The 21,054-nt window shown below is 39.9% G+C and carries 17 protein-coding genes; 8 read left to right on the top strand and 9 right to left on the bottom strand.

All coding sequences use genetic code 11. The features are described from left to right. Positions 1-29 precede the first annotated feature (29 nt). Positions 30-941, top strand: a complete 912-nt coding sequence (rdgC, locus tag CWB77_RS10290; protein ID WP_010390919.1) for a recombination-associated protein RdgC — start codon at positions 30-32, stop codon at positions 939-941. A 59-nt stretch (positions 942-1,000) separates the two neighbouring features. On the opposite strand, the gene CWB77_RS10285 is transcribed toward rdgC, so the two are convergent. Next, positions 1,001-1,840, bottom strand: coding sequence for an HDOD domain-containing protein (locus CWB77_RS10285; RefSeq protein ID WP_010390918.1), 840 nt, complete (start codon positions 1,838-1,840; stop codon positions 1,001-1,003). A gap of 281 nt (positions 1,841-2,121) precedes the next feature. Between CWB77_RS10285 and CWB77_RS10280 the strand changes: the two genes are divergently transcribed. Continuing rightward, positions 2,122-3,822 (top strand): DUF8614 domain-containing protein, encoded by a 1,701-nt coding sequence (locus CWB77_RS10280; RefSeq protein ID WP_010390917.1) that lies wholly within the window; start codon positions 2,122-2,124, stop codon positions 3,820-3,822. 61 nt (positions 3,823-3,883) lie between these two features. Here the strand turns inward: CWB77_RS10280 and CWB77_RS10275 are convergent, their stop codons facing one another. Together CWB77_RS10275 and CWB77_RS10270 are read right to left on the bottom strand one after the other, a co-directional pair. Next, positions 3,884-4,414, bottom strand: coding sequence for a phosphatase domain-containing putative toxin (locus tag CWB77_RS10275; RefSeq protein ID WP_010390914.1), 531 nt, complete (start codon positions 4,412-4,414; stop codon positions 3,884-3,886). 30 nt (positions 4,415-4,444) lie between these two features. Further along, positions 4,445-4,843, bottom strand: coding sequence for an HIT domain-containing protein (locus CWB77_RS10270; RefSeq protein WP_010390912.1), 399 nt, complete (start codon positions 4,841-4,843; stop codon positions 4,445-4,447). A 107-nt stretch (positions 4,844-4,950) separates the two neighbouring features. Between CWB77_RS10270 and CWB77_RS10265 the strand changes: the two genes are divergently transcribed. Then, complete coding sequence (locus CWB77_RS10265) at positions 4,951-7,176, top strand: S9 family peptidase (protein WP_138622635.1); 2,226 nt, start codon at positions 4,951-4,953, stop codon at positions 7,174-7,176. Between the two features lie 276 nt (positions 7,177-7,452). Next, positions 7,453-9,090: a methyl-accepting chemotaxis protein gene (locus tag CWB77_RS10260; protein ID WP_138571315.1), complete on the top strand. Its 1,638-nt coding sequence runs from the start codon at positions 7,453-7,455 to the stop codon at positions 9,088-9,090. Positions 9,091-9,143: 53 nt separating this feature from the next. On the opposite strand, the gene CWB77_RS10255 is transcribed toward CWB77_RS10260, so the two are convergent. From CWB77_RS10255 to CWB77_RS18425, 3 genes are all read right to left on the bottom strand, one after another. Next, the gene (locus tag CWB77_RS10255; RefSeq protein WP_138622633.1) at positions 9,144-10,679 is read right to left on the bottom strand and encodes a M17 family metallopeptidase; all 1,536 of its coding nucleotides are present in this window, start codon (positions 10,677-10,679) and stop codon (positions 9,144-9,146) included. Positions 10,680-10,789: 110 nt separating this feature from the next. Continuing rightward, complete coding sequence (gene dinB, locus CWB77_RS10250) at positions 10,790-11,845, bottom strand: DNA polymerase IV (RefSeq protein WP_010390908.1); 1,056 nt, start codon at positions 11,843-11,845, stop codon at positions 10,790-10,792. Between the two features lie 72 nt (positions 11,846-11,917). After that, positions 11,918-12,094 carry a hypothetical protein gene (locus CWB77_RS18425; RefSeq protein WP_010390907.1) on the bottom strand — a complete coding sequence of 59 codons (177 nt, stop codon included), beginning with the start codon at positions 12,092-12,094 and terminating at the stop codon, positions 11,918-11,920. Positions 12,095-12,243: 149 nt separating this feature from the next. Between CWB77_RS18425 and CWB77_RS10245 the strand changes: the two genes are divergently transcribed. From CWB77_RS10245 to CWB77_RS10235, 3 genes are all read left to right on the top strand, one after another. Continuing rightward, positions 12,244-12,675, top strand: a complete 432-nt coding sequence (locus CWB77_RS10245) for an acyl-CoA thioesterase (RefSeq protein WP_138622631.1) — start codon at positions 12,244-12,246, stop codon at positions 12,673-12,675. A 12-nt stretch (positions 12,676-12,687) separates the two neighbouring features. After that, positions 12,688-13,740: an aldo/keto reductase gene (locus CWB77_RS10240; RefSeq protein WP_138622629.1), complete on the top strand. Its 1,053-nt coding sequence runs from the start codon at positions 12,688-12,690 to the stop codon at positions 13,738-13,740. Positions 13,741-13,942: 202 nt separating this feature from the next. Next, a complete protein-coding gene (locus CWB77_RS10235; RefSeq protein ID WP_138622627.1) occupies positions 13,943-14,881 on the top strand; it encodes an ABC transporter substrate-binding protein in 939 nt (312 codons plus the stop codon). Here the strand turns inward: CWB77_RS10235 and CWB77_RS10230 are convergent. From CWB77_RS10230 to CWB77_RS10220, 3 genes are all read right to left on the bottom strand, one after another. Then, positions 14,808-15,434: a fumarylacetoacetate hydrolase family protein gene (locus CWB77_RS10230; RefSeq protein ID WP_138622625.1), complete on the bottom strand. Its 627-nt coding sequence runs from the start codon at positions 15,432-15,434 to the stop codon at positions 14,808-14,810. The genes CWB77_RS10235 and CWB77_RS10230 overlap by 74 nt on opposite strands. A 231-nt stretch (positions 15,435-15,665) precedes the next feature. Next, the gene (locus CWB77_RS10225; RefSeq protein ID WP_138622623.1) at positions 15,666-18,182 is read right to left on the bottom strand and encodes a glycoside hydrolase family 3 protein; all 2,517 of its coding nucleotides are present in this window, start codon (positions 18,180-18,182) and stop codon (positions 15,666-15,668) included. A 16-nt stretch (positions 18,183-18,198) separates the two neighbouring features. Continuing rightward, positions 18,199-19,464, bottom strand: coding sequence for a sugar MFS transporter (locus tag CWB77_RS10220; protein WP_010390899.1), 1,266 nt, complete (start codon positions 19,462-19,464; stop codon positions 18,199-18,201). Positions 19,465-19,716: 252 nt separating this feature from the next. Between CWB77_RS10220 and CWB77_RS10215 the strand changes: the two genes are divergently transcribed. Next, a complete protein-coding gene (locus CWB77_RS10215) occupies positions 19,717-21,051 on the top strand; it encodes a GH1 family beta-glucosidase (RefSeq protein ID WP_138622621.1) in 1,335 nt (444 codons plus the stop codon). Positions 21,052-21,054: the final 3 nt, after the last annotated feature.

Below are 21,054 nucleotides of genomic sequence, written 5' to 3'. Positions count from 1 at the left end.
CACAAATTTTTTAAATGGATCATTTCCCTATGTGGTTTAGTAACCTTATATGCTATCGCTTTAAACAAGACGTTTCGTACACTCAAGAAGACTTTGACAAGGCGTTAGAACAAGATCTATTTCGTCCATGTACTGGCCAAGAGTTGGCAACATTTGGCTGGACAAAAGCATTTGGTAAACATGGTGAAACTTTGTCTCACTTTTCACAAAAAAGCATTTTAGTCTGCGCCAAGCGTGAAGAGAAAGTGTTACCGGCATCTGTAATAAATGAGCTTGTTGCAGAGAAGGTTGATCAGATTGAAGCTGAAGAAAATCGACCAGTAAAGAAAAAAGAAAAAGATGAATTAAAAGAAAACATCTTGCACACGCTACTGCCACAAGCATTTAAAAAGTCGAGCTTACAGTTTGCGTTCATAGACCAGGAAAATGGTTGGGTTGTAGTTAATAGCGCAAGCTTTAATAAAGCTGAAGAGCTTCTGGCGTTACTACGTAAATCGTTAGGCACATTACCGGTTGTTCCTGCGTTTGCTAACTATGATTTAGATGTATTTTTAACTGACTGGCTTACTAACTTTAGTACACCTGAGGGCTTTGCGATTGGCTCAGATGCTGAGCTTGAAGAAGCGGATGACAGTGGAGCCCAAGTTAAGCTTAAAGGCCATGACTTAGCGTGTGACGAAGTAAAATCACACCTTGAAAGTGGTAAACGCGTGACTAAGCTTGCCTTGGATTGGCAAGAGCGCGTTAAGTTTATGCTACAAAACGATGGTTCAATTAAACGTTTAAGCTATAGCGAAACACTTAAAGAAGAAAATGCCGATATTCCTAAAGAAGATATGGCGGTTAAACTAGACGCTGACTTTATTCTTGCATCTGAGGAAATAAAACAGCTTCTTGAAGAGCTTACTCAAGGCTTAGGTGATGCAGACGATTTAGCGTAAAAGCTTTATTAAACAAATAAAAAGCACGATACTAATCGTGCTTTTTATTGTTCAAAAATTTAGCTAAACATTTCTTTTACGTCTTCAACCATATGCAAGTATTCCTCACTCTCTAACATTTCTAATGAAGGAAAAATGCCTTTATCAATATAGGTTTGTAGCGCCGCAGATTTATCTGATACTTGTAGGGTTCCCTCAAGGATTGCACCAATGCGAATAAAGTCGATATAACTCACTTCAGTAGAGCGATAGTTAACATCAGCCCAGTGCTGTGCAACCTCTACAAACACATCAGGGAATTCCCATGCTTTCATTATTGAGCCACCAATTTTACCGCTTAAACGTTGAATTGCATGCGCTAAAAAACTCGGATTGGCAAACACTTCTGGATGTCGCTCAGCTTCAGTTAAAATCGGTAATACCCCAATATTATAAACCAATGAAGCTAGTGTAATGGCATCACGGTTAAGCGAAGTGTGGGTATTTCTTTTTAAGTAAAACTCCATCAATGAAATAGAATGCGAGGCCACATGCAGCGTTTTTTGCCACGCCTTGCCCATGTATCCCTTTATTAGCTCATTATTAGATACAAACAACTGCTCCATTGCCATGGCTGTAGCTATATTTTTTATTTGCCTTAAGCCAATACGTGTCACTGCTTGATGTAAGTTAGACACCTTTACAGCACGACCCATAATGGCACTATTTGCTACTTTAATCATTCGCGCAGACAGTGCTGGGTCATGTGCTATTGCATCTGACATTTGCATCAAATTTACATCTGGATTGTCAGCGGCTTGACGAACCTTAATCGCTACCTCTGGTAACGTAGGTAACACCAGTGTGTCGTTGTTAATTCTGTCAACCAAAATTGTGAGTAAGGCATTTTCTGTAGACATAAAATATCCCTTTGCTTAATGACCTACACTTTACAGCAAGTCTTATATTATTAATTATTTCAAAGCTTAGCAGTACTAAACATATACCCAAAGTAGAAAAAATTGTAGATAATTATTGATTATTTACTAGTGCCTCACTGATTTATGCGCACTAACGCCTAATACTTGCTATTTGCTAGGGGGTTTTGCTTTAATGCAAACATGCTAAGGCACATTAACACGCTTCAGTACCTTAACTTACAGTATACAAGTTATAAAATAGACTTTTTAAAGGCAATATAATGATCTTAAATAAAATTAGCCAAGCAATACTGCTCTCTGGCATCGTTTTTCTTAGTGCCTGCTCTGAGCAAGCACCGTCTTCAAGTAATACGCCGCAGAGCTCAGCGCCAACGGCTTCTCAAACGCCTTCTGGGCCAGCGCTTGTTAATATTGACCGTCAACGCTTAGACATATATACAGACTTTAGTTTACAAAGTGACTTATCACACTTGTCTGACAATCAAAAAGCTATGGTAGCTAAACTTATTGATGCTTCAAAAATTATGGATGATTTATTCTGGAAGCAAGCATTTGGTAAAGATAAGCAAGACTTTTTAGCACAACTAGATGATGAAAAAGTACGTCAGTTTGCTGATATTAACTATGGCCCATGGGATCGCTTAAACGGCGATGAAGTATTCTTATCAGGCTATAAAGAAAAGCCGCTTGGTGCAGGCTTTTACCCAGCCGACATCACCAAAGAAGAGCTTAATAACGCTGATGTAAAAGATAAAACAGGGCTTTACTCACTGATTAAACGTGATGAACTAGGCAACTTATACAGCACTCCTTATTCAGAAGAATATGCCTCAGAGCTTGCTCAAGCTGCTGAGTTACTTAGAGAAGCCAGCAAGCTAGCCGACGACAAAGAATTCGCCAACTACCTAAACTTACGGGCTGACGCAATACAAAGCGATGACTTCCAAGCCTCTGACTTTGCTTGGATGGATATGAAAAATAACCCAATTGATGTGGTTATTGGCCCAATTGAAAACTACGAAGACCAATTATTTGGTTACCGTGCTGCCTATGAATCGTATGTACTAATTAAAGATTTAAAATGGAGCGAACGCCTGGCTAAATTTGCTGCCTTTTTACCTGAGCTGCAAAAAGGCTTACCTGTCGATAGCAAATACAAGCAAGAAGTACCAGGATCAGATGCTGACTTAAATGCCTATGATGTTGTTTATTATGCTGGGCACTCAAATGCTGGCAGTAAAACCATTGCAATTAACTTGCCCAATGATGAGCAGGTGCAATTAGAAAAAGGCACTCGTCGTTTACAGCTTAAAAACGCAATGCGTGCGAAGTTTGATAAAATTTTAGTGCCTATCTCAGAGCAGTTAATTGTGCCAGAGCAACGCAAACACATTACCTTTGATGCATTTTTTGCCAATACCATGTTCCATGAAGTGGCTCACGGTTTAGGGATTAAAAACACCTTAACGGGTAAAGGTACCGTTCGCCAATCACTTCAAGAACACGCTAGTGCTTTAGAAGAAGGTAAAGCCGATATTCTTGGTTTATATATGGTTGAACAGTTACTTAAAAAAGGTGAGATCACTGAAGGGACTTTAGAAGATTACTACACCACCTTTATGGCGGGTATTTTCCGCTCAGTACGTTTCGGTGCCTCAAGTGCACATGGTAAAGCAAACATGATCCGCTTTAACTTTTTTGCTCAAGAAGGTGCTTTTTCCAAAAATGAAGATGGGCTATACAGCATCAACATGGATAAAATGGGTGATGCCATGGCAAAATTATCGCGCCTTATTTTAACTCTACAAGGTGACGGTGATTACGAAAAAGTAGATCAACTCATTGCCACTCATGGCGATATTAAAGCGGAACTTGCTAAAGACTTAGAAAAGTTAAGCAAAGCGAACATCCCTGTAGATGTGACCTTTAAACAAGGTAAAGATGTGCTTGGCCTTGATTAACAAAAGCTAATTAAATAAAAAGCGTTACATTGTAACGCTTTTTTATTACTTATCAGTATGCTTATTTGTCATTCACCACTTTGCGTACAACCGGCTCAAGGCTTGCCATTCCCCACTGCTTACCGATTTCAATCGCAGACTCTATATCTGTACCTTGCTGGTGGGCTGAAATAGCCATTAACGCGCCAACACGGTTGCTACTTGCACAATGAACAACCACCGACTCACCTTTAAGTTGCTCTAAAAGATTGGCTAACTGCTTTGCATTATCAGTGTTTACGTCTTTTGCACCCGCAATCTCAATTGCGTGGTAGCTCATTCCTAAAGAGTTGACTAACGCGCCTTCATCCCAGTCTTGCTCATCTGCTGCACGTAAATTAATAACATGCTTTACCTTGGCTTGCGATAATTGCTTAAACTGCTCTTTAGTCGGTTGCGCTGCTGAAAAAACCAAGTTGTTATGTGCTGCAAAGTTTTTAATGCTAACGTTATTTACCACATCTGTAGCTACCGGCTGCTCGCTCGCTATTACTGTTGAAACAGCAATGGCTGCTATAAATACACTAGTGCAGAGTTGTTTTATTAATTTCATACTATCTCCTCAAAGTAACCCATTCTGATTTTAAAAATGTGTTTTTAATTGCTCTATCTGCTCATTAGTATAAGGGACACTTGGAAACTTGCCCCATACCGGCGCAGGCCATGCAATATCTGTTTTAAAACGCGCTATATGATGAATATGTAATTGCGGTACCATATTACCAAGCGCGGCCACATTTAACTTATCAGGATTAAACACCTCAATTAATAAATGACTGAGCTTAGCCGACTCCTGTAAATAAGTAATTTGTTGCTGCTCGGTTAAATCTATTATCTCTTTTAAACCCGCTATTCTAGGAACTAATATAAACCATGGGTATTGGCTGTCATTTAGTAGTAATACCTTACAAAGAGGCCAATCGGCCAGTTCAATACAATCTCTTGTCAGCTCTGGGGCTAAGGTAAATGATGTTTCGCGCATGTTAAATCCTTAGGTTATTTTACTTCACACTTTATAGCATTTAGTTGCAGTTGCACACGCTTGTGCTTTACCATCGGGGATAATTTTATGTAAGTAAAGGCAATCCTGTGTTAAAAAAACTAAAACACCTCTCACTGGCAATCCCCCTGATGGCGGGCGCATTAAGCGTTCAAGCAAAGCCGTTAACGCTTGAGCGTATATTTGATGATCCAAGCTTAGCTGGCAAATCTCCGGTACAACTTAAGTTTTCTCCCGATGGTAGCCGTGTTACCTACTTACAAGGTAAAGCAGATGACTACAACCGCTATGATTTATGGGAATATAATTTAAAAGATAACACCAATCGATTGCTCGTTGATTCAGCGCAATTATTTTCAGGCCCAGAAAACCTGTCAGATGAAGAAAAAGCACGCCGTGAACGCCAGCGTATTTTTGGTAAAGGTATTCTTGAATACAAATGGTCAAAAGATGGTAAAGCGTTATTATTTCCTCTTAATGGCGACCTTTATTACTTCGACTTAAAAACAAAAAATAGTAAAAAGCTGACTAACACTGAAGCATTTGAAACCGATGCGCGCTTTTCTCCAAAAGGTAATTTTGTGTCATTTGTTCGTGAGCAAAACCTCTTCGCATTAGAACTGGCATCTGGTAAAGAAATTCAATTAAGTAAAGATGGCGGTGGCGTTATTAAAAATGGTATGGCCGAATTTGTGGCGCAAGAAGAAATGAGCCGCATGACCGGTTATTGGTGGGCAAATGATGAATCTAAAATCGCCTTTACTCGCGTTGATGAAAGCCCTGTTCAAGAAGCGATTCGTAACGAAATTTATGCTGATGAAGTAAAGCTATTTAACCAGCGTTATCCATTTACTGGCACCAATAATGTTGACATTCAACTTGGGGTAGTAAAGCTTAATGATCAAGCAGTTGACTGGATTGACTTAGGCGACGATAAAGATATTTATATTGCCCGCGCTAAGTGGCTAAACGACAGCAATACGCTTTCTTATCAATGGCAAAACCGCTCGCAACACAACTTAGAATTACGCTTTTACAACAGTAAAACGAAACAGCAAACCGTTGCTTTAACTGAAAAAAGTGATACCTGGATAAACCTACATTTTGATCTTGAGTTTTTAAAAGATAAAAAACATTTTGTGTGGGCCTCGGAGCGAGATGGATTTAAGCACCTTTATTTGTACGGTAATAATGGCCAACTTATTCGTCAAATAACAGCTGGTGACTGGGTTGTTGATAGCTTAAAAGGCGTAGATGAAAAAAATGGTATAGTTTACTTTGCAGCGCGTAAAGATACTGCGCTTGAAAGCCACTTATACAGTGCACCTTTATTTAAAAAAGGAGCAATTAAGCGTATAACTGAAAAAGGCCAATACCACAATGTTGTACTGGCAAAAGATAACAAAACCTTCATTGACACTAGTTCATCGGTGAATAAGCCAAATTCAGCAGCGCTGCGCAAAATCAATGGTGAGTTTATTACGTGGCTTGAAGAGAATAAACTAGACGACTCTCACCCACTAACTCCCTTTTTAACCGATTTAGCACAGCCTGAGTACGGTACTATTACCGCTGAAGACGGCCAAGTTATGCATTACCGTTTATTTAAACCTACAAACATGGCTAAGGGTAAAAAGCACCCGGTTATTGTTAACGTGTATGGCGGCCCTCATGCTCAGCGAGTAACTAATAGCTGGCGTAGTAAAAACTTATACTTTCAATATATGGCGCAACAAGGTTATGTTATTTTTCAACTAGATAACCGCGGCTCTTACAATCGTGGTAAAAAGTTTGAAGATGCAATATATGAAAATTTAGGCGTTGTTGAAGTAGCTGATCAGATTAAAGGCGTTGAGTTTTTACGTACACTTGATTACGTAGACCCTGCACGCATTGGTATTTATGGTCACAGCTACGGTGGTTATATGGCGCTAATGACCATGTTTAAAGCAGGCGATTACTTTAGTGCTGGTGTTTCAGGCGCACCTGTAACTGACTGGGCCTTATACGATACTCACTACACCGAGCGTTACTTGGGTCACCCTGATACAAATGCGCAAGGTTATACCGACAGTGCTGTTTTCCCATATGCTGAAGGCCTTAAAGGCCCATTAATGATTTACCATGGTATGGCCGATGACAACGTCTTGTTTACCCATGCAACAAAATTGTTTAAACAGCTGCAAGATAACAATCAACAGTTTGAAATGATGACTTACCCAGGCTCAAAACATAGTCTTCGCGGTAAACAAGTTCAAACTCATTTACATCAAACTATTACTAACTTCTTTAACCGTAATTTTAATACAAATTAACTAACGTTAGGTTAATTATTCGACTAAAGGCTGATACAAGTATCAGCCTTTTTTTATGCAAATAAGATATATTGAAACGTCAACAAACAATAATTAAATCCATTTAAGCATAGAGTAACTAAAAATCTAAGCCTGAGCGCGCAACTTGTATTGTATTTAAATTAACCGCTAACAACTAAATATAAAAATTCAATATTATGAAAATAAAGCTCTATTAGCCTATATTTTAACTATGCTTATTAAAGAGAAGTAATGCTCTTATACAGGAACATGTTTATGCTAAATCTCCGTCGTTTTACTATATTTCAACGTCTAGCCATTTTAGTAGGGATTGTAATATTTGGTTTAATTGTATTGAGTATTTCGAGCTTGAGTAACCAATACCAAGCGCTCAAAAACGAGCAATACCTTAAAACTAAAAATGTGGTAGAAACTGCATATAGTACTATTAAGCACTATGCAGCCCTTGAACAAAACCAAACTCTTACTCGCCAACAAGCACAGTCTCAAGCAATCGCCTCAATCCGCTCATTGCGCTATGATGACACTAACTATTTTTGGATCAATAATTACCAGCCGGCGATGGTAATGCACCCAATAAAACCAGCTCTTGAGGGAAAAGATTTAACTAATAATAAAGACCCTGATGGCACCCCGTTATTTGTTGAGATGGTTAGCGTTGTAAAACAATCCGGCGAAGGTTATGTGCCTTATAAATGGCCAAAGCCCGGTAATGACAACCCCGTAGATAAAATTGCGTTTGTTAAAGGTTTTGATCAGTGGCAATGGATAATCGGCTCGGGAGTTTATCTTGATACCATAGACAGTGCCTTTTCGCAGCAGCGCACTATCATCATTATCAACGTTGTTATTATGATTATTGTGGTGGTGTTATTTAGCTACTTTATTGGCCGAAGCATTTTAACGCCGACTCGTTTAGCAGCGCAGATGATGAAAGATATCTCTCAAGGTGAGGGGGATTTAACTCGTACTCTCAACGAAAATGGTAATGATGAAATATCTCAACTTTCGCGGTCATTTAATTTATTTGTCTCTAAAATTAGAGAGTCTTTAGTACTAGTCGCCAAAAGCGCAAACGATGTAAACGAGCATGCCCATGCTGTAGATGATTCTAGCAAAACCAGCCAGTCGTTTATTGAGCTTCAAAACGACAGTAGCACCCAAGTAGCCGCTGCAATGGAGGAAATGACTCATCAAATTCATGATGTTAGCCGTAATGCCGAAGCCGCTGAACAAGCCGCAAATGATACTGCCAGTAATGCATCAACGGGTAAAAATGTGGTATCTAAAACGATTATCGCCATTGAAACCCTCTCGAGTAATATAGAAACCGTAAGCAAAGTAACCGCTGATCTTGCTCAAGAGAGTAATAATATTGGCTCGGTGCTTGATGTAATAAGAAGTATTGCAGAGCAAACTAACCTGTTGGCACTCAATGCAGCCATTGAGGCTGCACGGGCAGGTGAGCATGGTAGAGGCTTTGCCGTCGTAGCCGATGAAGTAAGAACCTTAGCAAGTCGAACGGGTAAAAGCACTGATGAAATTCAAGCCATGATAGCTAAACTGCAAGAAGGCGCTAAAGCCGCAGTTGAGGCGGTAAAATCTAGCCAAGAAATTTCTATTTCTACGGTTGAACAAGCCTCTTCAGCAAATACATCACTGGATGAAATAGACAGGTTAGTATCGGTGATCACCGATATGAACGGCCAAATTGCAAGAGCAACAGAGCAGCAAACATCGGCCGCAGATGAAGTGAACTTAAGAATTAACGATCTTTCGCAATCAACGGAGCAATCATTAGGTAATACAAAGGATTTAACCCTTGCCAGCGACAAACTCAAACAAAGCAGTGTTGAATTATCTAGCGTGGTATCGCGCTTTAAGCTTAGTTAACTCAATTAAAAAAGCCCTGATTTTCAGGGCTTTTTAGACTTATTTATAGAGAATTATAAACAGTAGCGGGCAAATAAACTGCTTACTGACGCCGCAGTTGGTTTACCATGTTGCCAATCGCCGCCTTCAACGCCACTACCGGCAATATCCATATGCACATAAGGGAGTGGTAAAGTAGACTCATTACCATGCTTATCTAACCCGCCTACAACAGCTAAAAATGCCATAGGGAATTGATGACCGCGCGCTGTGACGGCAGAAGCCGCATTATTACTAGAAAGCACATCATCGGCTAAAGTACGTGGTTTTATAAAGTCATAATCTTCACGACGTGAACGTGATACTTCAGCACCGTCAGCCCATAAATCACCACAATCAGCTAATTGACGTGAAATATTAGCACTACGTGCTGGCCCATTTTCTACATAAGCACCATATGGTCCCATCGCACGTGCAGCATGCCCTGTTAAAGTAGCCACAGTAAACAGCGTTGGGTTTATTTCGTTTACAGCCAAATCTTTCATTTCACTAAGTAAATCACCCATCGCTAGACGCCCTTCGGCATCAGTATTACCAATGCGCACTCGCACACCTTCACGGCTAGTAATAATTTCATCAGGAACAAAACAATCTGAACCAATTGAGTTACGTACCACTGCTAAAAAGGCAATCACTTTAACGCCTTTAGGTTGGTAATCAGCAACTGCTTTCATAAATCCAGCCACAGAAGCCGCACCGCCTTTATCTCGGCTCATACCTGCCATGTAGCCGCCTACTTTTAAATCTGCACCGCCTGTGTCATAAACTAAGCCTTTACCAACAAACATCAGTGTGCGTGTTACTTCACCCTCTGGTACATATTCAAGTTTAACAACGCGTGGATGATGACGCTCTACTGCATAAGATGCACGAGCAACAGTACTTAGCATCGGATAGTGTTTATCAATGGCAGCCAAGTCATCAATCACATCAACGCTCACTGCGCTATTATTAAATAGTTCGCTACAGTAATCAGCAAAGCGTGGTGGTGCCATACGTTCAGGCTCGGTACCACATAAATCACGTGCAGCATATTGTCCAGCTGCTAATGCATTGACTGCTTTAATCGTTTGCTCATTGGCATCAATTAAACCGATTTGAGTAATTGGCTCAATACCATGACCATGAAATTCACGTGCTTCAAGAGGCTGCCATAATGCTTGGCATGCGCCTAAATAGGCCACTTCCAGCGCGTGTTGGTAACGGCTGTCGGTATTTAAAGCAGGTAAGTAAATAGCGGGGTTAACACTGCCTGACGCTTTAGCCTCGTTAATGGCTAATTTAGCCGCATCAAAATAGCGACGTACATCATCATAATCTCTATTTAAAGGGCCTGTTGGGGCTAATACAACACGTTTACCGGCAACTACTAGCAAGGTAACTTGATTACCTATGCGAGAGTCTACTTGAGCTTGATTTAAAATTGCATCGCGCAGAGGCGTATTTGGTATGTGAGAAAAGTCATCGCTGATAATAATTAGTGCATCGTGTGATGCACAATCTAGGCTTGCACTAACTGGCTGAGCCAGCACTGCTTTTGGATATGCCATAAAAAAGGATCCTGTTAGAAAACGTAGCCCCTATTATTATTTATTTAGCAATTTATAACCAGTAAACTGCGGTAATCTGCATACTTACTGGCAACCTAGAGTTACAGCTTTTACACGTCTAAAATACTCAGCTGTAAATTATGCTCTGGTTGGTTTTTAATACCAACACCAATTCCTAATAAACGCACAGGTTGTTGTAATCCGCGTTGATAGGCTTTGGCGAGTAACTCTTTAAAAATAGCCGTGTTTAATTGATGATTCGCTTGATCTGCTGAGGTCACAACAAAATTAGCAAATTTAACTTTAACACTTAACTTGTTAATTTTATTTTGTAGCTGCTGTTTGTTTAATCTAACCTCGAGCTCACCTAACAGTTGCGGTAATTGCTCCAAGCACTCATCAAGACTATTTTTGTTGTATTCATAAGTATGCTCCACGCTCAATGACTTACGAATCCGCTCAGTTGAAACCCGCCCTATATGCTCCCCCATACATTTTTGATATAACGACACGCCAAAATTCCCCACATGTTGCTGCATCCAATTAGCCCCTTTTTCGCGAACATCTTGGCCCGTGTACAACCCTTTTAAATTAAGCTTCTCCAAGGTTACCTTACCCACTCCTGGAATTTTACCTAGTGGTAATTGGGCTAAAAACGAGTCAACTTGCTCAGGCAATACTACAAATTGGCCATTGGGTTTATTTTCATCGCTAGCAATTTTGGCTATAAATTTAATTGGCGCAATCCCCGCAGAAGCGGTCAGCCCTGTGGTATTAAAAATATCGGTGCGGATCTGCTCAGCAATTAACGTTGCACTGCCTTTAAATGCAGTACTGTCGGTAACATCTAGGTACGCTTCATCAAGTGAAAGAGGCTCAACAAGATCAGTATAGCGGTTAAATATAGCGCGGATTTGAGTTGATACTTGTTTATAAACAGCCATTCTTCCGGGCACAATAACTAAATCGGGGCAAAGCTGTTTGGCATGATAGTTAGACATAGCAGAGCGCACCCCATACTCTCTAGCAAGATAGTTAGCGGTAGAGAGCACTCCACGGCGACTGTTACCGCCAATTGCCAGCGGTACACTTGCAAGCTTGGGGTTGTCGCGCATTTCAACGGCTGCATAAAAGCAGTCCATGTCTATATGAATAAACTTTTTCATCACACAATAACAGCTGTTTATTTATACAGCCATTATTGTGTAATCGCTATTAATTAGCAAGCTTGTTGTTATTTAAAAAGAGCGCCTATTTTTCTTAGGCTTATTAAAACAATACATCCAAAATAAAATTTCTAAAGAAAAGCCTAATAAAATCAAAATAATTGCTCCTGCCTCATTACCCATAGCGTAACAAGTAAACGACGCTATAAAAACGGTGCATGCCAATAACCAATTAATTATATTCTGCATAGTTATCTCCTTGTGTGTTAATAGTTACTATAGTCATGAATTCAAAGAGGTACAATTTTAGCCCTAGAATTTTTGCCAACTATAATTCCCTTGAGCTCATCCGACCATGTTGCTAATCTAAATACTTTAAAACCAAGAGCTATAAATACATGGAAACGTTTAAACAACAACACCCTATTCATACCGACATTACTGTAGCGTGGGGCGATATGGATGCCCTACAGCATGTTAATAACTGTGTTTATCTTCGTTATTTTGAAATAGCCAGAATCGACTTTTTAAATAAATTAAATTTATTTGATACTATCAATGCTAAAGCCACTGGCCCTGTGATCAGTGAAAATAATATTCGCTACAAACGCCCTGTGACGTTTCCTGACACATTAAGCGTAGGTATTACTATTAGTGATATTAAGTCAGACAGATTTATAATGAATTACAGTGTATTTAGCCATGCGCAAAATGCGATAACGACCACTGGCATATCAAAAGTGGTGATGTTTGACTTTAAAACAGGGCAAAAAGCCACGATCACAGAACCTTTGTTATCGGCTTTAAAAGCAAACTCTGAAAACGAATAATTAGGATTAGTAATGCAATATAGTCAATTAGGCAGTAGTGATATTAGTGTTTCTAGGGTCTGTTTAGGTAGTATGACTTGGGGAGTACAAAATACCCAGCATGATGCTGATGAGCAAATAGCCTATGCTCTTGACCGTGGTGTTAACTTTATTGATACGGCAGAAATGTACGCAGTTCCTCCCTCTCCCGATACTTATGGTAAAACTGAGGAAATTATAGGGAATTGGGTCGCACGTAATTCACAGAAACGAAAAGACATTGTTATTGCTACTAAAATTGCCGGTAATGGGCTTTCATGGATCCGTGATGGTGGTGATATTACTCGCCAAGCTGTTATTGATGCAGTTGATCAGTCTCTAAAACGCCTACAAACCGACTATATTGACTTATACCAATTACATTGGCCAAATCGCCGCACTCCTCATTTTGCAAGGCAATGGCCTGGCATGCTTAAATTTACTGAGGTCGATGCAAAACAGCACACCGCTGACATGCTTGATATTTTAGAGGGTTTAGATGCGTGTGTTAAAGCGGGTAAAATTAAACACTGTGGACTTTCTGACGACACCCCGTGGGGGATTAGCCAATTTTTAAATTTAGCCAAAGAGCACAATTTACCAAAAATGGTGTCTATTCAAAATGAGTTTAGTTTAGCGCATGCGAAAGATTGGCCTTATTTAATAGAGCAATGTGTGCATGAAGATATTGCTTATTTACCTTGGTCACCTTTAGCTGCTGGACTATTAACGGGTAAATACCTAAATGGAGCGCGCCCTGAAGGCTCTCGTTGGACATTTATGCAGCGTAACGGTATTTTTAGAGATACGCCACAATCACAAAAGGCGACCAAAGAGTATGTTGAACTTGCCCATGCACACGCTATCACCCCTGCACAATTAGCGCTAGCGTGGTGTAATCAAGTGGATGGCGTTACCTCATCTATTATTGGTGCCACTACTATGGCGCAATTAAAAGAAGACATTGATGCATTTGAGCTAACCCTTAGCGACGATGTACTACTAGCGATTGATACCATATTCAGAAATAACCCAATGCCATACTAGGGCTTATTAATTTTTGGGGATTAAAGTTTGTTCTATATAGGGCGATTTAATCACGGCAAGAGGTTTTAAGCCTAGCAGGTGATCAAAAACAGCAAAGTATAAATACGTTTCAATGAAATTGATGCTTTGCTGTTCTTTATGTTTATTTTTTAGGCACTGCTAGTATAATACGCAACAAATTTTCTAGGCGGATCTATTTGTAATGCAATCACTTCGTTTTTTATGTCTTGGCATTTTGGTCACTTTTTCTACTTGCAGTCATAGTAAAACAGCAAAGCCAATAGAAGAGATTTTATGGTTACAAAGTAAAACCCCTCCGTTTCATTTAAGCAAAGAAACAAAACAGCTTGGCTTATGCGATGATTTAACACAACAGCTAATGCATAGCATAAAAGGGGTGAAACATACCCGCTTAGTTTTACCGCAAAAGCGGATTAATAAATACATAGATGAGGGTAGGAACGTTTGTTTTCCATGCGCTATTTACAAACGCAGTGCAAATAAACAGTTTTTATATTCATTACCTACGGCGGTTTATCCCCCTCATAACATCATAACTACCGCGGCAAAAGCACCTGAACTAATCTCTAAGCATGGAAACCCTATAAACTTAGTGGGTTTACTTGCTGATAAAAGCTTCACTTACGGTCAAGCTGATGCACGTCGTTTTTCTGTGCAGATTAACAATATTATTGAAAACTCATTAACTCACTCTAATGTTTCTATGAGCTGGAGTAGTGATAATGAAAGTGGTGTTGTAATGGAGCGCTTAAAACACGGCTCTTTAGATTACTCGCTTGATTACCCATTTATTACTAGCCACTTCAGCAAAGGCAATCAATCAAATATTGTAAACCTACCGATTGCCCAAAATAAAAATAAATTAGTTCCAATAGCCGTTGGTTGTGCGACCAATGCCCCAAATAATTTTGCATCTATGGCAATAAAAAAAATTAATCACGCACTAAAAAACAATATTTTAACCTCAGAGCAATACAAAAATAATCAGCAATACTGGTTAAATGAACACTTTGAGGACTTTAATAAAGCCTATAATCAATATGTGCTTAACTTTGATTCACAGACCAATGATGCTCCAATAAACACTGCTGACCAGAGTCAGAATAAAGAGCAACTTTAAACTCTCGCCCGGCGCTTACCATCCCTACGCCAGCAGGCGTGCCGGTCATAATAATATCGCCCTCTTCTAAACCCATAAACTCATTTACCTCTGCCAGAATTTGCGCAGGTTGGTGCAACATTAGCTGGGTTTCTCCGTGCTGAATTACTTTACCATCAATATGTAATTCAAATATAAACGATGTCATTTCTGGCGTTAACTCAATAAAATCACTAAATAATGCTGAGCCATCGAATGCTTTAGCACGTTCCCACGGCAAGCCCTTTTCTTTTAAACTGCTTTGCAAAGCTCGCTTAGTCAAATCAAGTCCAATCCCTACGCCTGCAAGCTGCTTATTTTTTATCACAAAGCATAATTCAGTTTCATAATGCAACGTATCACCGTTATGGGAAGAGAGTAAGGTATTAGTGATCGCGCTATTAGGCTTATTAAAAATTACCATTTGCTCAGGGTGCTCGTTGTTTAATTCAGCAATATGCGCACTGTAATTGCGCCCCACACAGACTATTTTTGAAGGCTGTATGCTCTGCGAAGCCAGCTTTATTTGATTCATTCTCTCACCTGTTAATTACATAACGCTTTTAATATTTTGGCATACTCTCAAATAGTTAACGCAAAAGCGAATGCAGTTTTATTATGTTTTTATGATAACTATTGAGCTGAATATAATCAATCACATAGAATGGAATAAAAGTAAGAAGGGACTAATTTGGTAGGTTTTGTACTATGTGTTTAAAAATAATAAGCAGGTACTCTCAGTACCTGCTTATTAATAGATTATTGACTACTTACAAGTAACACTACTTTGCTCGGCAGCATTTGCAGTTATAGCTAGTTTAGCTATAGATACATGCCAATCACCTTGCGTACTTAACTGCCATGGCGAAAATACTTGTGCTAAGTCAACACCCTGCTCTGCAAAACAACTTAAGTTGATGTTTAATGTTTGCCATTGACCTGATTGCTCAAGGTTATCGGTAATATCAAACTTACCCTGACAACTTTCGCCACAGCCCATAGCAATCCACAGCGGGCTTGATGCCGCTTTATCTACTTTAATTTGCATTTGCAATTGGCCATTGTTTTCAACGTATGAGCGTAAGTCAGATGGGAATGCCGCGGCTAAATTAACCCCAGCCATCGCTTGGCCATTAAAACGAATAGCGCGTGCATCTTCTTGCACCTCTTTATCAAATGTTTGGATGCTCACCGCACCTAATGACTCGCGACTGCTCGCCACCGTTTTTTGCTGCTCGCCACTTTTTAATACCAACGACCACGGTGCTTTTATAGCACGTTCAAACAACACTAAGTCGTCCAATTGTTCAGTCTGTTGATTTTGCTCTACCAAGTCATCTTTAAGTACGTTGCTATCACCGTAGGTTAAGCCAAAACCATAAGGAAGTAATGGGCTATAAGCTTCGTCGTTGCGGTTTTCATTGTCGATTGGGTTATTCGGCCATGAAAACGATAACTTTCCTTTAAAGTCGTGATTAATTGAACCGTCTGCATTTTTAAACAATACATCACTTATTGCATCACCTTCACTGCCTGGAAGCCAAATAGCAACAAACGCATCACTGGCATTTAGCTCAGCATTAACCCACATTGGGCGACCGCTAATAAATAATGATACAACAGGGATTCCTGCATCTTTAAACTTTCTCAGTAGCGCTAAGTCGCTTTTATTACCGCGCTGGTATTCTAGGTTATCAACATCACCATTACCCTCTGCATATGGTTGCTCACCAAACACCACAATGGCTACATCTGGGCGTGCTTTGTATTCCCCTTCAACACTCAGCATTGCACTGCCACCAGCTTGCTCTACAGTATCTTTAATACCTGCGTAAATAGAGCTGCCGCCAGGGAAGTCACTGTTGGTATTGCCTGTTCCTTGCCACGTAACGCTCCAACCACCCGACTGCATGCCGATGTTATCAGCCCCTATGCCTGCGACTAATACGTTGGTCTTAGGCGATAATGGCAGTAACTGCTGCTTATTTTTAAGTAATACTAGAGACTCGCGTACAGCTTGTTTAGCCACTGCACGGTGATCGCTACTACCAATAATTTCAGTTTTTCCAGAAAGAGGACGCTTCGCGGGGCTTGGTTTATCAAATAATCCTGCGCGCACTTTAACGCGTAGGATACGCGTTACCGCATCGTTAATTCTGCTTAGTGGAATTTCACCGCTGTTAGCTTGGTTAACCAAGTTGCTAAATAGTGGTTTCCACTCATCTGGCGCCATGTACACGTCTAAGCCTGCATTAGCAGCTTGAGCACAGTTACTATTTGAACAGCCTTTAACTTGTCCATGGCCATTCCAATCGCCAACAACAAAGCCATCAAAACCCATTTTTTCTTTTAATACATCGGTTAATAAGTATTTGTTACCGTGTATTTTATCGCCATGCCAGCTGTTAAACGAAGCCATAACCGTTTGCGCACCTGCACTCAAACCACCTACATAACCTTGTGCATGAAGCGCAAATAACTCTTCTTCAGAGGCGATATTATTACCTTGATCGTCGCCATTGACAGTGCCACCATCACCTAAAAAGTGCTTAACGGTGCTAACTACTCGCGTATCCGACAAAAAGTCTTCATCTACAGCGCCTTGCAATCCTTTAACGATAGAAGCGGAATACGCTTTCACTATTTCAGGGTCCTCAGAGTATCCTTCGTAAGTACGGCCCCAGCGGTCATCACGAACCACCGCAACAGTAGGTGCAAATACCCAATCTATACCGGTAACCATTACTTCTCGCGCAGTAGCGGCGGCTATTTTTTCAATAAGTGCAGGGTTGTTTGCAGCACCTAAACCAATATTATGCGGAAATAAGGTCGCGCCAATAACATTGTTGTGTCCATGTACCGCATCAGTGCCCCACATTGTAGGGATTGTGCTGCCATCTAAAGAATCATCAATAGATGCTTGGTACATTTCTTCGGCTAAATCAACCCAATCTTCAGGGGTTGCATGTTTATTATTGTTTGGAAATGAACCACCACCATTTAAGTAAGAACCAAAACCATACTTACGCATATCTTCAACCGTGATATTACGGATTTCAGGTTGGATCATTTGCGCTATTTTTTGCTCTAGCGTCATGCTCTTTAGCATATCAGCGATTTTTTGCTCCATTTGAGCATCGCTTTTAATACCTGTTTCTATTGTTGGCCAAATTTCTTTTGGGCTTGTCGCATCACTAGCACTGTTAGAGGGTTGCGAACAACCGCTGCTGGTTATTGCTGCTAGCATCAGCGCAGTGATTGAAAAAGTGCGTTTAATAATCATAACATTCACCTAAAACTCAAAGAGGAGTTGACGTTGTTTTTTTTGCACCAAACAGCGCGAAATAAGTAATATATAAATAGCAACCAATGGGCAGAATAAGAGCTAATTGCACACCGATGTTATCAGCTAGCATACCTTGTAATAACGGAATAATGGCACCGCCAACAATCGCTAAACATAAAATACCCGAACCCTGCGAGGTGTATTTACCAAGCCCCTGCAGTGCTAAACTAAAAATAGTAGGAAACATAATAGAGTTACATAATCCAACTAATAAAATAGCCCACATAGCCAGTGACCCTTGACCCGTCATAGCAATTAACACAAGTAAGCCTGCTAAAATACCGTGACAAGCTAATACTTTGGCTGCGTTTAATTTTTGCATAATCGCGGCGCCAGCAAAGCGCCCTATCATTGCACCTGCAAAATAATAGCTAATGTAATGTGCTGCTTGTTGCTCTGGTAAGCCTGCAATATGATCAAGGGTTAAAAAGCCAACTAAAAAACTACCTATGGCCACTTCAGCCCCTACGTAAACAAAAATACCAATCGCGCCTAAAATAAGGTGACGATATTTCCATACACTGCCTAAATCAACAAACTCAGTGTCACCTTGGTTTTCTGCTTCACTGTCAATCGCTTTACCTAATTTAGGTAACTTTAAAAAAGCAAAAATAATCGCCAATGTTAATAAACTTGCACTGAGCATTAAATAAGGAAACTTAACTTGTTCTGCTGTAGCTTGACTAATTTCTGACAAAATTAACCAACTACCAAACAATGGCGCAACAGTTGTACCTAAAGAGTTAAAAGCTTGAGTCATAGTTAAACGCGAAGACGCTGTTTTTGCAGGCCCTAATACGCTTACATAAGGGTTGGCAGAGACTTGTAAAATGGTAATCCCTGAAGCAAGTACAAACAAAGCAAGTAAAAATAGTTCGTAAACATGTGCCTCTGCAGCGGGGTAAAATAGTGCACACCCTATCGCAGCAACAACCAAACCAACAACAATACCAAATTGGTAACCTATTTTACTGACCAGCTTCCCTGCAGGAATTGACATAACAAAGTAGGCACCAAAAAAACAAAATTGTACCAACATTGCTTGGGTGTAATTAAGGGAGAACATTCCCTTTAAATACGGAATTAAAATATCGTTTAGGCAAGTAAGAAAACCCCACATAAAAAACAAGGTCGTAAGCGATGTTAACGCAAAGGTGTGTGTAGACCCTGGTTTTTGGCTGTTTTCTGCTGCGGGTAGTGGCTGTGTGATATGTGCCATAGTATAATCTCTAATTATTTTTTAATTATCAGATTGTTACCTCTATTTTATTGCGTTTAGTAAAACTTAAAATGCAGATAATAGTTGCAACACCAAATGTAAGCGCTTACATTTATAGCATATAGAGAAAATTTATCAATTTATTTACAAAAATATTGTAAGCGCTTACATTGTTGTATTATGCAATTTATATTGCTTAGCTAACTACTGTAAAGCTCATTATTATTTGCAAGCTTAAGGACGTATCTCATTGTGTTTAAAACAATCTCCTTACCAGGCACGTCAGCCCTCTTAAAGCCGCCGTTTATTTTTGGGGTTGCTACAGCCTCTTTTCAAATAGAGGGAAGTTACGATACCCGCCTCCCCTGTATTTGGGATACTTTTTGTAACAAACCAAACACCATTGCAGATAACAGTAACGGCAACCAAGCATGTAAACACATAGAATATTGGCAACAAGATGTACAAATGATTGCTGATTTAGCTGTAGACGCTTATCGTCTTTCGATTTCTTGGCCACGCGTTTTACACCAAGATGGCAGCTTGAATATTCAAGGAATGTCGTTTTATAAATCGCTATTACAAGCTTTAAAAGCGCGCAACATTAAAACTTATGTCACTTTATATCATTGGGATTTACCACAGCATTTAGAAGACAACGGTGGTTGGCTAAATCGCGATACCGCGTATCAATTTGCTCATTACACTCATATAGTAACTCAACAACTTGAGGGCTTAGTTGACTCTTATGCGACCTTAAATGAGCCTTTTTGTAGTGCCTACCTAGGCTATGAAATAGGGGTACATGCACCAGGCATAAAAAGTCAAAAAGCAGGACGCCAAGCAGCGCACCACTTACTGCTTGCCCATGGACTCGCAATGCAAGTGATACGTAAGAATTGCCCCACGATAGAAGCCGGTATAGTACTTAACTTTAGCCCATCCTATCCGCTTACCACTGCTGATCAACGCGCTGCTAAATTAGCTGATGACTATCATAACCAATGGTATATACGGGCAGTACTAGAGGGCTGTTACCCTGAAGTGATTAATGAGCTTGCAAATGATGCAAAGCCCCATATTAGTGATGGAGATATGGCAATTATTAGCCAAAAGATCGATTTTTTAGGGGTTAATTACTATACTCGTATTCATTACAAAAATACCCCAGATCATTGGTTTAGAGAAGTTTCTTTAGAGAATGTTGCCACCACCGATATGGGCTGGGAAATATACCCGCAGGGATTGTGCGAATTACTGCTTTCACTAAATGATCGTTACACTTTACCTAAGGTATATATAACAGAGAACGGTGCAGCGATGGCTGATATATTAATAAATGGTAAAGTAGATGACATACAACGTATCAATTATTACCATACCCATCTTAATGCCGTTCATAATGCAGTTGAGCAAGGCGTTAATGTACAAGGCTACTTTGCATGGAGTTTAATGGATAATTTTGAATGGGCCTATGGTTATGAAAAACGCTTTGGGCTAGTCTATGTTGACTACCAAACTCAACAACGTACCTTAAAACAAAGCGCAATTGCGTATCGTGATTTTCTTAAACAGCGCCAAAAATAATAA

Source organism: Pseudoalteromonas sp. S1610 (assembly GCF_005887465.1).
Classification (GTDB): Bacteria; Pseudomonadota; Gammaproteobacteria; order Enterobacterales; family Alteromonadaceae; genus Pseudoalteromonas; species Pseudoalteromonas undina.
The sequence above is the reverse complement of the archived record's forward strand: the minus strand, read 5'-3'. Positions and strand labels throughout refer to the sequence as shown.

Coding starts and splice junctions, on each gene's coding strand:
- rdgC (WP_010390919.1), top strand. CDS start 30: ATGTGGTTTAGTAACCTTATATGCTATCGCTTTAAACAAGACGTTTCG.
- CWB77_RS10285 (WP_010390918.1), bottom strand. CDS start 1,840: ATGTCTACAGAAAATGCCTTACTCACAATTTTGGTTGACAGAATTAAC.
- CWB77_RS10280 (WP_010390917.1), top strand. CDS start 2,122: ATGATCTTAAATAAAATTAGCCAAGCAATACTGCTCTCTGGCATCGTT.
- CWB77_RS10275 (WP_010390914.1), bottom strand. CDS start 4,414: ATGAAATTAATAAAACAACTCTGCACTAGTGTATTTATAGCAGCCATT.
- CWB77_RS10270 (WP_010390912.1), bottom strand. CDS start 4,843: ATGCGCGAAACATCATTTACCTTAGCCCCAGAGCTGACAAGAGATTGT.
- CWB77_RS10260 (WP_138571315.1), top strand. CDS start 7,453: ATGCTAAATCTCCGTCGTTTTACTATATTTCAACGTCTAGCCATTTTA.
- CWB77_RS10255 (WP_138622633.1), bottom strand. CDS start 10,679: ATGGCATATCCAAAAGCAGTGCTGGCTCAGCCAGTTAGTGCAAGCCTA.
- dinB (WP_010390908.1), bottom strand. CDS start 11,845: ATGAAAAAGTTTATTCATATAGACATGGACTGCTTTTATGCAGCCGTT.
- CWB77_RS18425 (WP_010390907.1), bottom strand. CDS start 12,094: ATGCAGAATATAATTAATTGGTTATTGGCATGCACCGTTTTTATAGCG.
- CWB77_RS10245 (WP_138622631.1), top strand. CDS start 12,244: ATGGAAACGTTTAAACAACAACACCCTATTCATACCGACATTACTGTA.
- CWB77_RS10240 (WP_138622629.1), top strand. CDS start 12,688: ATGCAATATAGTCAATTAGGCAGTAGTGATATTAGTGTTTCTAGGGTC.
- CWB77_RS10235 (WP_138622627.1), top strand. CDS start 13,943: ATGCAATCACTTCGTTTTTTATGTCTTGGCATTTTGGTCACTTTTTCT.
- CWB77_RS10230 (WP_138622625.1), bottom strand. CDS start 15,434: ATGAATCAAATAAAGCTGGCTTCGCAGAGCATACAGCCTTCAAAAATA.
- CWB77_RS10225 (WP_138622623.1), bottom strand. CDS start 18,182: ATGATTATTAAACGCACTTTTTCAATCACTGCGCTGATGCTAGCAGCA.
- CWB77_RS10220 (WP_010390899.1), bottom strand. CDS start 19,464: ATGGCACATATCACACAGCCACTACCCGCAGCAGAAAACAGCCAAAAA.